This window comes from Galbibacter orientalis DSM 19592 (assembly GCF_000260115.1).
Taxonomy (GTDB): Bacteria; Bacteroidota; Bacteroidia; order Flavobacteriales; family Flavobacteriaceae; genus Galbibacter; species Galbibacter orientalis.
This window is the reverse complement of the sequence record NZ_JH651379.1, coordinates 1865274-1881066: the sequence shown is the minus strand read 5'-3', so window position 1 is coordinate 1881066 and position 15793 is coordinate 1865274. Positions and strand designations below refer to the sequence as shown.

Below are 15793 nucleotides of genomic sequence, written 5' to 3'. Positions count from 1 at the left end.
TAGTTACTTTTTAAGAATGGCTTTATTTATTTTTTTGATAATAGCTGGCCCCTCATAAATAAAACCAGTATACAGCTGAACCAAAGAGGCTCCAGCATTTAATTTTTCAATAGCATCCTCAGGAGAATGAATCCCGCCAACACCAACAATAGGAAACGCCCCATTACTTTTTTCAGCAAGAAATTTTATCACCGCAGTAGAACGTTCTCTAAGCGGCATTCCACTCATCCCTCCCATTTCATTTTTATTCTCGGAAATTAACCCTTTCCTACTAATAGTAGTATTGGTTGCAATAACGCCAGCAATTTTGGTAGTAATAACAATGTCTACAATATCTAGTAACTGACTATCGGTTAGGTCTGGAGCTATTTTCAATAAAATAGGTTTTGCTTTTTCCTTCTTCTCATTTAATTGCTGCAACGTGTTTAATAAGGCCGTTAAAGGTTCTTTATCTTGTAATGCACGTAAATTAGGAGTGTTTGGAGAACTTACATTTACTACAAAATAGTCAACATAAGGATACAATGCTTCAAAACAAATTTTATAATCTTCAACAGCATCTTCATTGGGGGTAACTTTATTTTTTCCAATATTCCCACCAATTAAAACATTTTTATTAGACTTCAAACGGGCAACAGCCTCCTCAACACCTCCATTATTAAACCCCATTCTATTTACAATTGCCTTATCGCTTATTAATCTAAACAATCGTTTTTTAGGGTTTCCAGGTTGCGGTTTAGGTGTTAATGTTCCAATTTCTATAAATCCGAATCCAAAATTTGAAAATTCCTTATATAATTTTGCATCTTTATCAAATCCAGCCGCCAATCCAACTGGATTTTTAAACTTCAATCCAAATACTTCACGCTCTAATCGTTTGTCATCAATTAAATAAATAGCTCGCAGTAAAGCCGAAACTCCAGGAATTCTATTTATAAATTTAACAACCGAAAATGTAAAATGATGTACCGCTTCTGGGTCAAAAAGAAAAAATATAGGTCTTATCAGTAATTTATACATGGATATGCTTGTTTGCGCAAAAATACTTAAACTTAAAAATTAATGCTTTCTTTTTAATAATTAATTTATGAAGCATTATGTCTTTGTTTTTTTAGGGTAAGCTGTTGCCCGCTTTCACTACTACACGGTAGTACGCTCAATCGGGGCTAGGTACTAGTGCCAGTTATTAACTAGCAACTACCTCGAGGCAAACCTACGAGGTATTCAAAGAAAAAATATTTTAATCCATTTCGACGTAGAACCCTTCAAGATACTCAGGACAGGCTCTGGGGAACAAAACCCTCAATGAGGGATTTAATATTCCGCCCTACAAATAATCCACATTCCAACTAATATATTATTTTTGATAAAAAAGAATTCTATGCAAAATATAATTGACCGTTTTATAAGCTATGTAAAAATAGACACTCAGTCCGATCCTAATAGTAACACTACACCAAGCACAGAAAAGCAATGGAATCTTGCCAATAAACTAGCCGAAGAATTAAAAGCTATTGGCATGGAAGATGTTTCTATTGATGAAAACGCTTATGTTATGGCTACGCTTCCCTCAAATCTCGACAGAGAAGTGCCTACTATTGGATTTATTTCGCATTTTGACACCTCTCCAGATTTTTCTGGAACCAATGTAAATCCGCAAATTATAGAGAATTATGATGGAAATGACATTATTTTAAACGAAGAAAAAAACATTATCCTTTCTCCTAATTATTTCAGCGATTTAAAACAATATAAAGGACAAACCCTCATAACCACCGATGGGAATACCTTATTAGGTGCCGATGATAAAGCAGGAATAACAGAAATTGTTACTGCTATGGAATACTTAATTAATAATGCTCATATTCACCACGGCCCTGTAAGAGTTGCCTTCACTCCAGATGAAGAGATTGGTAGGGGCGCTCATAAATTTGATGTCAAAAAATTTGGAGCACAATGGGCATACACCATGGACGGGTCTCAAATTGGAGAACTTGAATATGAAAATTTTAATGCCGCTTCTGTCAAAATAAAAGTACAAGGCAAAAGCGTACATCCTGGCTATGCAAAAGGTAAAATGATAAACGCAGTAATCATAGCAAACGAATTTTTATCATTAATGCCTAAAAAAGAAATGCCACAATTTACTAGTTACCGAGAAGGCTTTTTTCACTTTTACGATTTTAAAGGAGATGTGGAATATGCCGAAATAAACGGGATTATAAGAGACCATGACCGAGATAAGTTTGATGCCAGAAAAGAACTATTACAACGTGTAGTTTTTGACTTAACAGAACGTTTTGGAGATATTATTTCTATTGAAATAAAAGACCAATACTATAATATGAAAGAAAAGATCGAGCCTGTTATGCATATTGTTGACATTGCAGAACAAGCCATGAAGGATTTAGAAATTGAACCTCTTATAAAACCTATTCGTGGCGGAACAGATGGTTCTCAACTTTCTTATATGGGACTTCCATGCCCTAATATATTTGCTGGCGGACATAATTTCCACGGAAGGTACGAATATGTCCCCGTAGAAAGCATGAAAAGAGCCACCGATGTAATTGTAAAAATTATTGAGCTAACTGCTAAATATTATAATGACGAAGCCTAATAATGTAGAAGAATATATTGCTTCAAACGTACCATGGAAAGAAGAACTCTCCATGCTTCGTTCTGTTATAAATACAACAGAAATGGAAGAAACTATAAAATGGGGAGTTCCTACCTATACGCTATCAAATAAAAATATAGTGGGAATTGCAGCTTTTAAATCCTATGTTGGATTGTGGTTTCATAACGGCGCCTTGCTAAAAGATAAAGCTAAAGTTTTAATAAATGCTCAGGAAGGAAAAACAGTTGCGTTAAGACAATGGCGCTTCAAATCGGTTGAAGAAATAAATATAAATCTGATTAAAACATATCTCAACGAAGCTATTTTTAATCATAAAGAAGGAAAATCTGTAGTAATTCCGAAGAAAAAGGAAATCCAATCTCATGCATTGATGCTTGCACTTGAAGAGAATTTAGAACTAAAAAAGTGCTTTATGGAGCTTACCAAAGGAAAGCAAAGAGAATATCATGAGTACATTGCTGAAGCAAAAAAAGAAACTACCCAACAAAACAGAATCAACAAAATAATTCCTTTAATAGAACAAGGCAAAGGACTTTATGTTAAATACAAGAAAAGCTAATCCTAGCAGAATCTGAATTCCTTAAAAAGCAAAAGCACCAATTTTTTAAAATTGGTGCTTTTTATTTTATTTCTCTTAACGCTTATTTCTTTTCTTTAACAGGCGTTGCTGGTGCATTTAATTTTTGAGAAAGCTCTAAAGAAAGTGCTGAACGTTCAAACTTCATTTTACCTGCCATCGATTCGATAATGCACGTATTATCGTTGTTTAAATCTACTATTTTACCATGAAGACCACTTTTAGTAACTACACGATCTCCTTTCTTTAATTCTTGTGCAAACTTCTTTTCTTGTTTTTGTTTTTTCATCTGTGGACGTATCATAAAAAAATACATCACAGCAAAAATTAAAAGAAAAGGTGCAAACTGATTTATTGCTTCCATTAAAATTTATTTATTTATGCTTATGCTTTTGGTAGCGCTGCAGCATCTTTAGCTTCTACAAACGCTTTTATTCTTAATTGTTCTGTTCCTTTTTCGGTATTAGCAGTAATAGTAACTGTTTTAGTTACTGCATTTCTTCCACTACCATTGTATTTTACTAAAATTTCTCCTGTCTCTCCTGGAGCAACTGGTGCTTCTGGTTTTTGTGGGATTGTACATCCACAACTACTTTTTGCATCGGTAACTACTAAAGGAGCGTCTCCAGTATTTTTAAATTTGAAAACTTTTTCCACTGTTTGTCCTTGAGGAATGTTTCCAAAATCAAATTCTGTTTCTTCAAATGTCATTACTGGCATTTTTTTAGCTGCTTCGTCACGTTGCTCTGCTTTGGCAACATTGTCAGAATTTACTTTATTAGTTGCATTGTCTTTACAAGATGTAAAACTAACTGCTGCTGCAATCGTTAATATTAAAAAGACTTTTTTCATTTTTAAAAGATTTTAATTTTTAATAAGTGGTTAATTTTTGAGGATTATATTAAAAACCCCTAGCATTAATCAACAAAAGTAGTAATATTTTAATTACATCAAACCTCTACCGGACTTATTTAACGTATTGTTAGCTTCGTACTCTTTTACCAATTTATCTAAAATTCCATTTATAAAAATACTACTCTTTGGAGTACTGTATTCTTTGGCTATTTCTAAATATTCATTAATAGTAACCTTAACAGGAATGGAAGGGAATTTCAAAAACTCGCATATTGCCATTTTCAATAAAATAGCATCCAATTCTGCAATTCTATCGGTATCCCAATTTGGAGTTTTTCCTTCTATTTCTTGCTGAATTCTTTCATCATTTAAAATAGTCTTCTTAAACAATTCACTTGCAAAAATCTTATCATCTTGATCTTTAAATAATGAAGGATGGAAATAATCTTCAGGAGCATCTTTCTTGAGCTTCTTAATCATCTTCACTAAAAGCGTGTTTACTAACGGAAGGTCGTCAACCCAAGTAAGTTTTTTGTCTTCTATATATTCGTATAACTTTTCATTGGGCGCAATAACCTTTTGATATAAATCTAATATTAGTTTTTTATCATCTTTAAAATCGGTAGCTTCTTTAGCCATATACTCCTTATATAGATCGCTTTCAAGAATAGCTCTGTAAATAATTTTTACATACTCTTCATCTAACTCCCAACTTATATGTCTATTTTCCAATTTTTCAGCTAAAACAGTATCGTTTACTAATTGCTGTAAAATTGGGTTATCAATAAATTTGCGTTTCGGATTTTTCTCCTCATTTGTAGCGAGGTATTTTTTTTGGGATAGGGTAAGTTGCTCTTCAGCCGTTTTTTGTACTTCAACCAGTAAACTTACGAGCGTTAAGTACAAATTGTACATATTCTCCATACTGGATGATAAAAATTTTTCTTCTTTACCTAAATCAGTGTTTTTTGATTGAATGAATGCATAAACAGATTGCATTACTTTAACTCTGATGTGTCTTCTTGTTAACATGCTTAAGAACTTTCTTACCTAAATTAACCCTTTTTAAGGGCACGATTACACGACATAAATGTCGAAATTAGTTTTATTTATTTTGAATACCTCAAAAAAAAGTTGAAGACATCCAATAAAAAGGGCGAAAAGGAATTATCCTTTCGCCCTGCAAAAATAATATTATTTTAGAAACCTTCTTATTTTTTCAATGCTAATTTTCGGTTATCTATTCTGCTTTGTGCAATGCTTAGCGCAGATTGATGTGTAGTACACTCATTTTTATCTGCATGACTAAAAATATCTAGGGTAGTTTTATAAATATTTTCAGTTTTTCTAAGGATTTCTTTTTTATCATATCCTTCTAATTCTGCATATACATTTATAATTCCTCCTGCATTAATTAAGAAATCTGGAGCATATGCAATTCCTCTTTCTTTTAAGATAGCTCCATGAACTTTCTCATCTGCAAGCTGATTATTAGCTGCTCCTGCAATTACTTTAGCTTTAATTTCATTTACAGTAGCATCATTTATAGTAGCACCTAAAGCACAAGGAGCATATACATCTAAATCCTGATTAAAAATTTCATTTCCTGCTATAATCTGTGCTTTGTACTTTTTGCTTAACTCTAAAAGTCTTGCTTCATTTATATCAGAAATAAACAATTGTGCACCTTCATTGTATAAGTGGTCTACTAAAGTCTCTCCTACGTGACCAACCCCTTGTACTAAAACTCTTTTTCCTTCTAAACTATCATCTCCAAATTGGTACTTTGCAGCTGCTTTCATCCCCATAAACACACCGTATGCGGTAATTGGCGACGGGTTTCCAGCACCTCCTTTTTCCTCAGAGATTCCTGTTACATAAGGTGTAACCTCTCTAACAGTATCCATATCGGCAGTTTCCATTCCAACATCTTCAGCAGTAATATATTTCCCACTTAAAGAATGTACAAACTCCCCAAAACGTTTCATTAACGCAGGATTTTTCTGCGTTTTTGCATCTCCAATAATTACGGCTTTTCCACCACCAAGATTTAATCCAGTAATAGCTGATTTATAAGTCATTCCACGAGAAAGACGTAAAACATCGTTTAAAGCTTCCCATTCATTTTCATAATTCCACATTCTAGTACCTCCTAAAGCAGGTCCTAAAACTGTGTTATGAATTCCTATTATTGCTTTTAATCCTGTATCTTTGTCCTGACAGAAAACAATCTGCTCATGATCGTTAAAAGAAAGTTGACCAAACACTGGATCAACTTTTTTAAGTTCTGTAGGATTTATAATTTCTGACACCATATTAATTTTCGTTTTTTATTTGCTTTATATTTTTAAATCGACAATATAACGGCGCAAAAATACGAATATTTCAACATAAAAGCTAAAAATAGCCCTCATATTGAGGATTTATCAAAAAAATCGATTTTAGAGTAAAGTAATGAAGGAACTAAAATATATTAACAAATTCTTTAAGAAATATAAGTGGAAATTAATCATTGGGGTTTTTATTACTATTCTTGCTACGGTCTTTAAATTAGTTTTACCAGAATATGTAGAGCAATCTGTGAACGCTGTAGAGGAATATATCTTAAATGAAAACGCTGATCTTTCTACAGTTAAAGCCAAACTTTTACGCTATATAATCATCATTATTGGCTCGGCAGCACTCTCTGCTTTGTTTACTTTTTTAATGCGTCAAACCATTATTAATATATCAAGATATATTGAATTTGACTTAAAAAATGAAGTTTACGAGCAGTATGAACGACTCTCATTAAACTTTTACAAGAAAAATAGAACTGGAGATTTGATGAATCGTATTAGTGAAGATGTAGGACAAGTACGTATGTATGCTGGCCCTGCAATTCTATATAGCATTCAAACCATTACCTTATTTTTATGTGTAATTCCTTTAATGTTTTATACTGCACCAAAACTAGCTGCATATACACTTATTCCGCTTCCTATTTTATCGGTCTTAATATATAATATCAGTAAAATAATTCATAAACGAAGCACCAAAGTACAGCAATACCTTTCTAAATTATCAACATTTACACAAGAATCTTTTTCTGGAATTTCTGTAATAAAAGCCTACGGAATAGAAAAAAGAATCGGAGCTCAAGTAGATGAGTTAGCTCTAGAAGGTAAGAATACAAATATGGATTTAGCCAAAGTAAATGCTTGGTTTTTTCCTTTGATGCTTTTGTTAATTGGAATCAGTAATATTTTTGTTATTTATGTTGGTGGGATGCAATATATAAATGGTGAAATTGCTACTACTGGAGTTATTCTAAAATTTATTATTTACGTAAATATGCTTACTTGGCCCGTAGCAACTGTTGGCTGGGTTACCTCAATAGTACAACGTGCAGAAGCTTCTCAAAAAAGGATTAATGAGTTTTTAGATCTTGATCCTGAAATAAAAAACCCTACAGAAGAACCTTCAGAAATAAATGGCAAAATTGAATTTAAGGACGTTACTTTTACTTATGACGACACTAATATTACCGCATTAAAAAATGTTTCGTTTACCATAAATCAAGGAGAAACATTTGCTATTATAGGAAAAACTGGCTCTGGAAAATCTACCATACTAGACCTTATCGGCAGACTTTATGATGTTACTTCTGGAAGCATTCTAATAGATAACAAACCTATAGAAACCTTAAACCTAACAGATTTAAGAAATGAAATAGGTGCCGTTCCACAAGATGCCTTTTTATTTTCCGACTCTATTGGAAACAATATTAAATTCGGCTATAAAAATGCCACACAAGAAGAAATAGAAACCGCTGCCAAAAAAGCAGCAGTACATAAAAATATTATTGAGTTTACTAAAAAATACGATACTGTACTTGGAGAAAGAGGTTTAACACTTAGTGGAGGTCAGAAACAACGTGTTTCTATAGCGAGAGCTTTGATTAAAAAACCTAAAATATATTTATTCGACGACTGCTTATCTGCTGTTGACACCGAAACAGAGGAGGAAATTTTAACTAATTTAAAGCAAGTTTCAGAGAAAAGCACCACAATTATTGTAAGTCATCGTATTTCTTCAGCTAAAAATGCAGATAAAATTATTGTCTTAGAAGATGGTGAAATTACAGAGCAAGGAACTCATAATCAGCTAATAACCAAAAAAGGGTATTACCATGAACTATACTTAAATCAGCTGTCAGAAAAAGAAAACTAGAAAAATTGTTGTTTCATTTCATTTTTTTTCACATTTTTGATTTTGTTAACAATAATAAAAAGTATTTAGAGGAATTATGAGCGATAAAGGTTTTGTAGAGAAAGATGAGATATTCTCTAAAGTGTTGAGAGCTGGAAGAAGAACTTACTTCTTTGATGTTAGAGGAACGAAAGCGGGAGATTATTACTTAACAATTACTGAAAGTAAGAAATTTACCCATGACGACGGATCTTACCACTACAAGAAACACAAGATTTATCTATACAAAGAAGATTTTGCTGCTTTTAAAGAGAATTTAGAAGAAATGATTGACTTTGTTATTAATGAAAAAGGTGAAGAAGTAATTTCTGAACGTCATCAAAAAGATTTTAAAAAGGAAACTTATTCTGATGAAGAAGATGGCTCTAATTTAGAAGAAGTGACTACTGAAAAGTTTACAGATATTAGTTTCGACGACATATAAAAAACGTCAATCTCAAAACACAAAAGGCTGTCTGAAATAATTTCAGACAGCCTTTTTATTGTTTTTAAATTAATAATCAGCTCAGGAGAATATACCTTCTACAAAGGATTAACCTATTCTTAAACCATTTTCAACTTTAAAATCTGGATTTAGGAGTACTACATCTCCTTCCTCTCCTACTGCTCCAATAACCAAGCATTCACTCATAAAATTTGCTATTTGTTTTTTAGGAAAATTCACAACTGCAATTACTTGCTTATTTACTAAATCCTCTTTTTTATACCGTTTTGTAATTTGAGCTGATGTTTTTCGGACACCTATTTCTGCTCCAAAATCAATATTCAATTTGTAGGCTGGATTTCTTGCTTCTGGAAAATCCTTTACTTCTATAACCGTTCCTACACGCATTTCTACTTTTTGGAAATCACTCCAACTTAAATCTGTCATTTTAATTTTAATCTAATCAATGTTTAGGTTTTAATTTTTCTATCATTTCTCGAGATACGTTTCCAGAATATGCCCCATACGCATCTACCAAAAGACCTTTATCCCCTTCTGAAGTTTCAATAACATACAATACCGAACTGTCATCTGGATTCGTCATTCCTTCAAAACGATAATGTTTTACAATTTCTAACTCTTCAGCTTTATGTATTTTCTTTCTTGATTTATTTTCCACGCCAGCATCGCATAAGTTATAATCTTCTGTATAACCCTCTTTTTTTAATGCTTCAATAGCTACCGATAAACTTTCATATGACTTTTCCATTGTTCTTTTTCTTTGGTTTCAATAAAAGTTACAAACAACAAAAAGAGTGTCCAAAAATTTAATCTTTTTTTATGATTTAGAAAGGTTTTTATAAAGTACTTGCCAAACTCTTTTTTAAAACAATTTCTTATTTGTAATTTACAAGAAACAGAAAATTTAACCATGGCAAGAACAGAAAGCAATATGTTACCACTTGGTACAAAAGCACCAAATTTTAATCTTTTAGACACGGTTTCTGGCAAGAAATTAAAATTAAGCGATGTATATGGCGAAAAAGCAACCGTTGTAATGTTTATCTGCAACCATTGTCCATATGTTCAACATCTAAACAAAGAAATAGCAAAACTTGTAAACGACTATACTGATAGTGATGTTAATTTTGTTGCTATTTCTAGCAATGATGTTGAAAAATATCCTGAAGATAGTCCTGAAAAAATGAAAATAACTGCGGAAGAAAATGGATATGACTTTCCTTATTTATATGATGAAACTCAAGAAATAGCTAAAGCATATGATGCGGCATGCACCCCAGATTTTTATGTTTTTGACGCTAATTTAGAACTTGTTTACCGTGGTCAGTTTGACGATTCCAGACCAGGAAATAGCATGCCAATTACTGGAAGAGATATCCGAAGCGCAATAGATGCAGCTATTATGGGAAAAAGAATCTATAAAACCCAGAAACCAAGCATGGGATGCAATATTAAATGGAAATAACCTCCTAGTAACATTTTAAGAAACTTTATATAAAAACAAGCGCTAAGCATTGCATTTAAATTATAGAGCAAACTAAAATTAGTTCTTTAACAATCTTTTATCAATAAAAAATCTGAGCAAAACTATTAATCTAGTAACTTTGTAGAGTAATAATTAAATCAAATAGACATGGCAACACTAAGATTAGGAGATAAAGCACCAAACTTTTCTGCACAAACATCTGTAGGAGAAATCAATTTTCATGATTATTTAGGAGACAGCTGGGGAATCCTTTTTTCTCATCCAGCAGATTACACTCCCGTTTGTACTACAGAATTAGGTACCGTAGCTAAATATAAAGATGAATTTGAAAAGAGAAACACAAAAGTAATTGCATTAAGTGTTGACGGAGTAGAATCTCACAAAGGATGGATTAACGATATTAACGAAACACAAAACACAGAAGTTAATTTTCCTATTATTGCAGATGAAGATAGAAAAATAGCAGAATTATATGATATGATTCACCCAAATGCTGATGCAACCTTAACCGTTAGATCTGTATATATTATAGCACCAGATAAATCTGTTAAGCTTATGATTACTTATCCTGCTTCTACAGGTAGAAATTTTGACGAGCTTTTAAGAGTAATAGATTCGCTTCAATTAACAGCATACCACAAAGTAGCTACTCCCGCAAATTGGAAACATGGAGACGAAGTAGTTATTAGTCCAGCAATTTCTAGCGAGGATGCTAAAAACATATTTACAAAGGGATTTAAAGAGGTTAAACCTTATTTAAGATTAACACCGCAGCCTAATTTAGATTAAGCTTAGACTAATCAAAACTCATTCAACATGTGACGATTAAAGTTTTACGCTTTATTTTTTGCATGAGTAAAAACTGAACACTGAATGACAGAAACTATTGAGTTAAGGAATAAACCAGAATTGAAAATTATTCTGAATACACACGAGTTTGAAGTTATAGATGCTTCAGAACCAAAAAACAATGGAACTTACTCATACGCTGAAATAAAAAGTGTGAAACTAAATACGGAAAAAACTGATTGGTTTATTTCTACAACAAGTTATATAGTGGGTTTCTTTACGGGAAATGGTAATGGTGGAAACTATAAAAACAAAGCTAATCTTTCCATACAATTAACTAAACAAATTGTAAAAATCTGGCTAGTTGACACTGATTTTAAAAAAGTAGAAGAAATATCGGAATTAATTAAAAATAAAAGTTCCTACATAAAAACACTATAAAAAACATCATCACCTCTTACTTTTCTCAATCGGAAAGTAAGAGGTGATGAATTATACTCGGTCTACACAAACAATTTTCTTAGATTTTAGCACAAAAAACCAAGGCAATCATCAAATAACACTAAAGGTATTTGCACCATAAATTAATTATCCTTCTAAAAAACGGGAAGTCTAAGTATCTCAAATAAAATTTAGGACAAGCATTATGGATACTTGAAAAAATTGGACAGCAATGCTAAAAAAGAATTTGAATCAACTACCTCGAGGCAAGCCTACGAGGTATTTAAAGGAAAATAATTTAATCCATTTCGACTTAGAACACTTCGATATACTCAGTCAGAACAGGCTCTGAGAAATAAAACCCTCAATGAGGAATTAAACACCTTCCAACAAAATAACAAAGCAATCCTACACCCTCATTAGTTTTACACCCAATCCTCTCGTAAAGCAAGATTATTTAAATGCGCAAAATGGTGTCTGCAATGCCAATCGTAGATAGAAATTAATTGATCCAAAGCAATTTCTTTATTAGTTTCAGGATGAATAAACGAACGCTTTAGTTGATCTGGAGTTAACTTTTTCAACATAGACGCCCATCTTTTATGTAATGATTCAATAAGTAGTAACGTCATCTCAATATCATCATATTTACCATCTTCTAAATCTGCCCATCTATCTTCAAAATAGGCTTTTATTACAGGCTTATCTTCAGTAAGAGTCCATTTAAAACGAATATAACTATTCATATGGCTGTCTGCTAAATGATGAATCAATTGCCTTGCAGTCCAACCTTCTGGGCGGTACGGAGTATCTAATTGCCCATCATCAAAATCTTCCACTAAAGCCTCTAGCTTCTCAGGAAAAAACTCAATTGTTTGAATCCATTTTTTAATATCATCAGAAGTAATAACTTCTGGGGCTTTGTATTTCCCGATAGGATATTGCAGTTTAGTTTGTTCTAGATTTGCCATGTTTCAAATATAAAAAATCCTGTTGCACAAATGTGTAACAGGACTTTAAAATATTATATTATTATGATTGAATTTATGGTTACTTAAAGTTCCAAAAAAATTCGCAACGTTTTAACCAAAAACCTCCATTCTAGTTAATAAGTTAACACCACTTATTTAACCTACATTAACCAATTCCACATCAAAAATTAAAGTAGCATTTGGCGGAATTACACCCCCAGCTCCTCTAGAGCCATAACCTAAATGTGCAGGTATTACAAAACGAGCTTTATCTCCTACTTGCAATAAAGAAATTCCTTCATCCCATCCAGAAATAACCTGACCAGCTCCTAAAGTAAAATCGATAGGCTGATTTCTTTGGTAAGAAGAATCGAATACTTGTCCATTTTCTAATTGCCCTTTATAATGCACAGAAACAGTTTTACCTTTTTCAGCTTTTACACCATTTCCTTTTTGGATCATTTTGTAACGTAAGCCACTTTCTGTTTTATCAAATCCAGCAGCTAATTTTTCAAGTGCAGCTTCTGCTTTTTCTTTTTCTTCCGCTAAACGCTTTTCACGAGAACCTTCAAAAGTTCTAAAAGCCTCTATTGCATTCCATTTTTCTGCTTCATCTCCTACTCTAACAATCTCTAAGCTTTCAATTTTATCTCCTTGAGCAATAGCATTAACCACATCTTGTCCTTCTTCAACAAAACCAAAAACAGTATGCTTATCGTCTAACCAAGGGGTTTCTACATGGGTAATAAAAAACTGAGAACCATTTGTTCCAGGCCCCGCATTTGCCATTGATAAAACTCCAGGTCTATTATGTCTTAAAGAACTATCAAATTCGTCATCAAATTTATATCCAGCATCTCCAGTTCCAGTTCCAAGCGGACACCCACCTTGAATCATGAAATCGTTAATTACTCTATGAAAAGTAATTCCATCGTAATATGGCTGCCCTTGAGGCTTTACACTATTTTCCATATTTCCTTCTGCTAAAGCAACAAAATTCCCTACTGTTCCAGGTGTTTTATCATATGTTAATTTAACAAGAATCTCTCCTTTTGAAGTATTGAATTTTGCGTAGATACCGTTTTCCATAGTATTGTTTTTATATTAAAGCGTAAATTATTTTTATTATTCCTCACAGAAAGCTTCTCCTGAAGCAATTGTTTAAATCCCGAGCAGGGTGTAAAAACTAAAAAAAACGCTCCACAAAGTAGCGGAGCGTTTATAATATTGTATAACTAAGAATTAATGTTTAAAGGGCAGTAACTCTTCTAGTCAATCCTGATTTTAAGTTTCCAGCTTTGTTAGCGTGAATAATATTTTTCTTTGCTAATCTATCAATCATACTGATAACAGATGGTAATAAAGTTTCTGCATCTTTTTTATCCTCTGTAGAACGTAATTTTTTGATTGCGTTACGTACAGTTTTATGCTGATATTTATTTCTTAAACGAACTGCTTCGTTTCTTCTAATTCTCTTTAATGCCGACTTGTGATTTGCCATCTTTTCTTAATTTTTACAAACAGTAGAAATTTTCTCCTGCGCCATGTTATACTTTATAGTAGTCCGTAGGGGAATCGAACCCCTGTTACCAGGATGAAAACCTGGCGTCCTAACCCCTAGACGAACGGACCAATTGCTCTTTCGAGCTACGGATATTCTCCGTATATTTTAATGAACTCAATCTTTTGTAGTCCGTAGGGGAATCGAACCCCTGTTACCAGGATGAAAACCTGGCGTCCTAACCCCTAGACGAACGGACCATTATTTCCTTAATTGCGGATGCAAAAATACAACTATTTTTAAATCATGCAATACTTAGAAATGATTTTTTTTATTTTTTTTTAGTTAGTACGCTTTTGCAAATAAAACTCGTTGTTTGGAAGGCTTTCCAGAATACACACAAACGCCATTTTCTTCCTTGAAATTCAGAGGAATACAACGAATGGTTGCTTTTGTAAGCTCTTTTATCTTGTCTTCTGTAGCTGTTGTACCATCCCAATGTGCCGATAAAAATCCTCCTTTAGTTTCTAAAAGTTCTTTAAACTCATCAAAATTATTCACCTCTGTAATATGACTATCTCTATAATCTACAGCTTTTTTATAAATTGTTTCTTGAATCTCATCAAGCAAGCCTTCTATTCTTTCTACAACTCCATCTGCAGAAACCACTTCCTTAGAAAGCGTATCTCTACGAGCCAATTCATAGGTGTTATTTTCCATGTCTCGCATTCCAATAGCCAATCTCAATGGCACACCTTTTAACTCATACTCATTAAATTTCCAACCTGGCTTGTAAGTATCTCTATCATCAAATTTTACAGAAATTCCTTTTGACCTTAATTCTTTAACTAATGGATTTACACGCTCAGAAATAGCATCCAATTGCTCTTCTCCTTTATGTATTGGAACAATAACAACCTGAATAGGTGCCAATTTTGGAGGCAATACTAATCCGTTATCATCACTATGCATCATAATTAAAGCTCCCATTAATCTTGTAGAAACTCCCCATGAGGTAGCCCATACATGCTCTTGTTTACCTTCTCTAGTGGTATACTTAACATCAAAAGCTTTTGCAAAATTCTGACCTAAAAAGTGAGATGTCCCAGCTTGCAATGCTTTTCCGTCTTGCATTAACGCTTCAATACAATACGTTTCTACAGCACCAGCAAAACGTTCGCTATCTGTTTTAACACCTTTTATTACTGGAACTCCCATAAAAGTTTCAGCAAATTCTGCATAAACATGCATCATTTGTTCTGCCTCCTTAATAGCTTCTTCTTTAGTTTCATGTGCAGTATGCCCTTCTTGCCATAAAAACTCTGATGTTCTTAAAAACATACGAGTTCTCAATTCCCAACGAACTACATTTGCCCATTGATTAACCAAAATAGGTAAATCTCTATAAGATTGAATCCACTTTCTATAAGTATCCCAAATAATAGTTTCTGAAGTTGGACGCACAATAAGTTCCTCTTCTAATTTAGCCTCTGGATCTACAATAACTCCGCTTCCATCTTCTGCATTCTTTAATCTATAATGAGTAACAACAGCACATTCTTTAGCAAAACCATCAACATGAGCTGCCTCTTTACTTAAATATGATTTTGGAATGAATAATGGAAAATAAGCATTTTCATGTCCAGTTTCTTTAAACATCTTATCTAATTGCGCTTGCATTTTCTCCCAAATAGCATACCCATAAGGCTTAATAACCATACAACCTCTAACTGCAGAATTCTCTGCTAGATCTGCCTTGGAAACCAGCTCGTTATACCATTTTGAATAATCTTCACTTCTCTTTGTTAAATTCTTGCCCATTATATGTAGTTTGGC

Annotated in this window: 18 protein-coding genes and 2 tRNA genes; 7 read left to right on the top strand and 13 right to left on the bottom strand. The window is 32.9% G+C overall.

The features are described 5' to 3' along the window. Positions 1 to 3: 3 nt before the first annotated feature. On the bottom strand, positions 4 to 1020 hold the full coding sequence (locus JOOMADRAFT_RS08300; protein WP_008612537.1) for a quinone-dependent dihydroorotate dehydrogenase: 1017 nt from the start codon (positions 1018 to 1020) through the stop codon (positions 4 to 6). A 361-nt stretch (positions 1021 to 1381) separates the two neighbouring features. On the opposite strand from JOOMADRAFT_RS08300, the gene pepT reads away from it, so the two are divergent. Both pepT and JOOMADRAFT_RS08290 read left to right on the top strand, forming a co-directional pair. Beyond that, positions 1382 to 2620: a peptidase T gene (gene pepT, locus JOOMADRAFT_RS08295; RefSeq protein ID WP_008612536.1), complete on the top strand. Its 1239-nt coding sequence runs from the start codon at positions 1382 to 1384 to the stop codon at positions 2618 to 2620. After that, on the top strand, positions 2607 to 3200 hold the full coding sequence (locus JOOMADRAFT_RS08290; RefSeq protein ID WP_008612534.1) for a YdeI/OmpD-associated family protein: 594 nt from the start codon (positions 2607 to 2609) through the stop codon (positions 3198 to 3200). The genes pepT and JOOMADRAFT_RS08290 overlap by 14 nt, the downstream gene beginning before the upstream one ends. An 82-nt stretch (positions 3201 to 3282) precedes the next feature. Here the strand turns inward: JOOMADRAFT_RS08290 and yajC are convergent, their stop codons facing one another. The 4 genes from yajC to JOOMADRAFT_RS08270 all read right to left on the bottom strand — a co-directional run bounded on the left by yajC (position 3283) and on the right by JOOMADRAFT_RS08270 (position 6388). Continuing rightward, a complete protein-coding gene (gene yajC, locus JOOMADRAFT_RS08285) occupies positions 3283 to 3582 on the bottom strand; it encodes a preprotein translocase subunit YajC (RefSeq protein ID WP_008612532.1) in 300 nt (99 codons plus the stop codon). Positions 3583 to 3602: 20 nt separating this feature from the next. Continuing rightward, positions 3603 to 4070, bottom strand: coding sequence for a DUF1573 domain-containing protein (locus JOOMADRAFT_RS08280; RefSeq protein ID WP_008612531.1), 468 nt, complete (start codon positions 4068 to 4070; stop codon positions 3603 to 3605). A 93-nt stretch (positions 4071 to 4163) separates the two neighbouring features. After that, a complete protein-coding gene (gene nusB, locus JOOMADRAFT_RS08275; protein WP_040879620.1) occupies positions 4164 to 5105 on the bottom strand; it encodes a transcription antitermination factor NusB in 942 nt (313 codons plus the stop codon). Positions 5106 to 5284: 179 nt separating this feature from the next. Next, positions 5285 to 6388 carry a Glu/Leu/Phe/Val family dehydrogenase gene (locus JOOMADRAFT_RS08270; protein ID WP_008612529.1) on the bottom strand — a complete coding sequence of 368 codons (1104 nt, stop codon included), beginning with the start codon at positions 6386 to 6388 and terminating at the stop codon, positions 5285 to 5287. 139 nt (positions 6389 to 6527) lie between these two features. Here JOOMADRAFT_RS08270 and JOOMADRAFT_RS08265 point away from each other — a divergent pair, with 139 nt between their 5' ends. After that, the gene (locus JOOMADRAFT_RS08265) at positions 6528 to 8285 is read left to right on the top strand and encodes an ABC transporter ATP-binding protein (protein WP_008612528.1); all 1758 of its coding nucleotides are present in this window, start codon (positions 6528 to 6530) and stop codon (positions 8283 to 8285) included. Positions 8286 to 8361: 76 nt separating this feature from the next. Further along, the gene (locus tag JOOMADRAFT_RS08260) at positions 8362 to 8748 is read left to right on the top strand and encodes a PUR family DNA/RNA-binding protein (RefSeq protein WP_008612527.1); all 387 of its coding nucleotides are present in this window, start codon (positions 8362 to 8364) and stop codon (positions 8746 to 8748) included. A 108-nt stretch (positions 8749 to 8856) separates the two neighbouring features. Here the strand turns inward: JOOMADRAFT_RS08260 and JOOMADRAFT_RS08255 are convergent, their stop codons facing one another. Together JOOMADRAFT_RS08255 and JOOMADRAFT_RS08250 are read right to left on the bottom strand one after the other, a co-directional pair. After that, the gene (locus JOOMADRAFT_RS08255; protein ID WP_008612526.1) at positions 8857 to 9195 is read right to left on the bottom strand and encodes a tRNA-binding protein; all 339 of its coding nucleotides are present in this window, start codon (positions 9193 to 9195) and stop codon (positions 8857 to 8859) included. 16 nt (positions 9196 to 9211) lie between these two features. Further along, positions 9212 to 9517, bottom strand: coding sequence for a hypothetical protein (locus JOOMADRAFT_RS08250; RefSeq protein ID WP_008612525.1), 306 nt, complete (start codon positions 9515 to 9517; stop codon positions 9212 to 9214). 162 nt (positions 9518 to 9679) lie between these two features. Here JOOMADRAFT_RS08250 and JOOMADRAFT_RS08240 point away from each other — a divergent pair, with 162 nt between their 5' ends. The 3 genes from JOOMADRAFT_RS08240 to JOOMADRAFT_RS08230 all read left to right on the top strand — a co-directional run bounded on the left by JOOMADRAFT_RS08240 (position 9680) and on the right by JOOMADRAFT_RS08230 (position 11485). Next, entirely contained in the window at positions 9680 to 10234 is a 555-nt protein-coding gene (locus tag JOOMADRAFT_RS08240; protein WP_008612524.1) for a thioredoxin family protein, read from the top strand. Between the two features lie 168 nt (positions 10235 to 10402). Further along, a complete protein-coding gene (locus JOOMADRAFT_RS08235) occupies positions 10403 to 11044 on the top strand; it encodes a peroxiredoxin (RefSeq protein ID WP_008612523.1) in 642 nt (213 codons plus the stop codon). An 84-nt stretch (positions 11045 to 11128) separates the two neighbouring features. Beyond that, positions 11129 to 11485 carry a hypothetical protein gene (locus tag JOOMADRAFT_RS08230; protein WP_008612522.1) on the top strand — a complete coding sequence of 119 codons (357 nt, stop codon included), beginning with the start codon at positions 11129 to 11131 and terminating at the stop codon, positions 11483 to 11485. A gap of 425 nt (positions 11486 to 11910) precedes the next feature. Here JOOMADRAFT_RS08230 and JOOMADRAFT_RS08225 read toward each other — a convergent pair whose 3' ends face one another. The 6 genes from JOOMADRAFT_RS08225 to proS all read right to left on the bottom strand — a co-directional run bounded on the left by JOOMADRAFT_RS08225 (position 11911) and on the right by proS (position 15778). Then, a complete protein-coding gene (locus JOOMADRAFT_RS08225) occupies positions 11911 to 12456 on the bottom strand; it encodes a YfiT family bacillithiol transferase (RefSeq protein ID WP_008612521.1) in 546 nt (181 codons plus the stop codon). Between the two features lie 156 nt (positions 12457 to 12612). Next, positions 12613 to 13545: a peptidylprolyl isomerase gene (locus tag JOOMADRAFT_RS08220; RefSeq protein ID WP_008612519.1), complete on the bottom strand. Its 933-nt coding sequence runs from the start codon at positions 13543 to 13545 to the stop codon at positions 12613 to 12615. A 160-nt stretch (positions 13546 to 13705) separates the two neighbouring features. Further along, entirely contained in the window at positions 13706 to 13957 is a 252-nt protein-coding gene (gene rpsT, locus JOOMADRAFT_RS08215; RefSeq protein WP_008612518.1) for a 30S ribosomal protein S20, read from the bottom strand. A 59-nt stretch (positions 13958 to 14016) separates the two neighbouring features. Continuing rightward, a tRNA-Glu gene (locus tag JOOMADRAFT_RS08210) sits at positions 14017 to 14088 on the bottom strand. 57 nt (positions 14089 to 14145) lie between these two features. After that, positions 14146 to 14217 (bottom strand) — tRNA-Glu (locus JOOMADRAFT_RS08205). Positions 14218 to 14302: 85 nt separating this feature from the next. Continuing rightward, the gene (gene proS / locus JOOMADRAFT_RS08200) at positions 14303 to 15778 is read right to left on the bottom strand and encodes a proline--tRNA ligase (protein ID WP_008612517.1); all 1476 of its coding nucleotides are present in this window, start codon (positions 15776 to 15778) and stop codon (positions 14303 to 14305) included. Positions 15779 to 15793 lie beyond the last annotated feature (15 nt).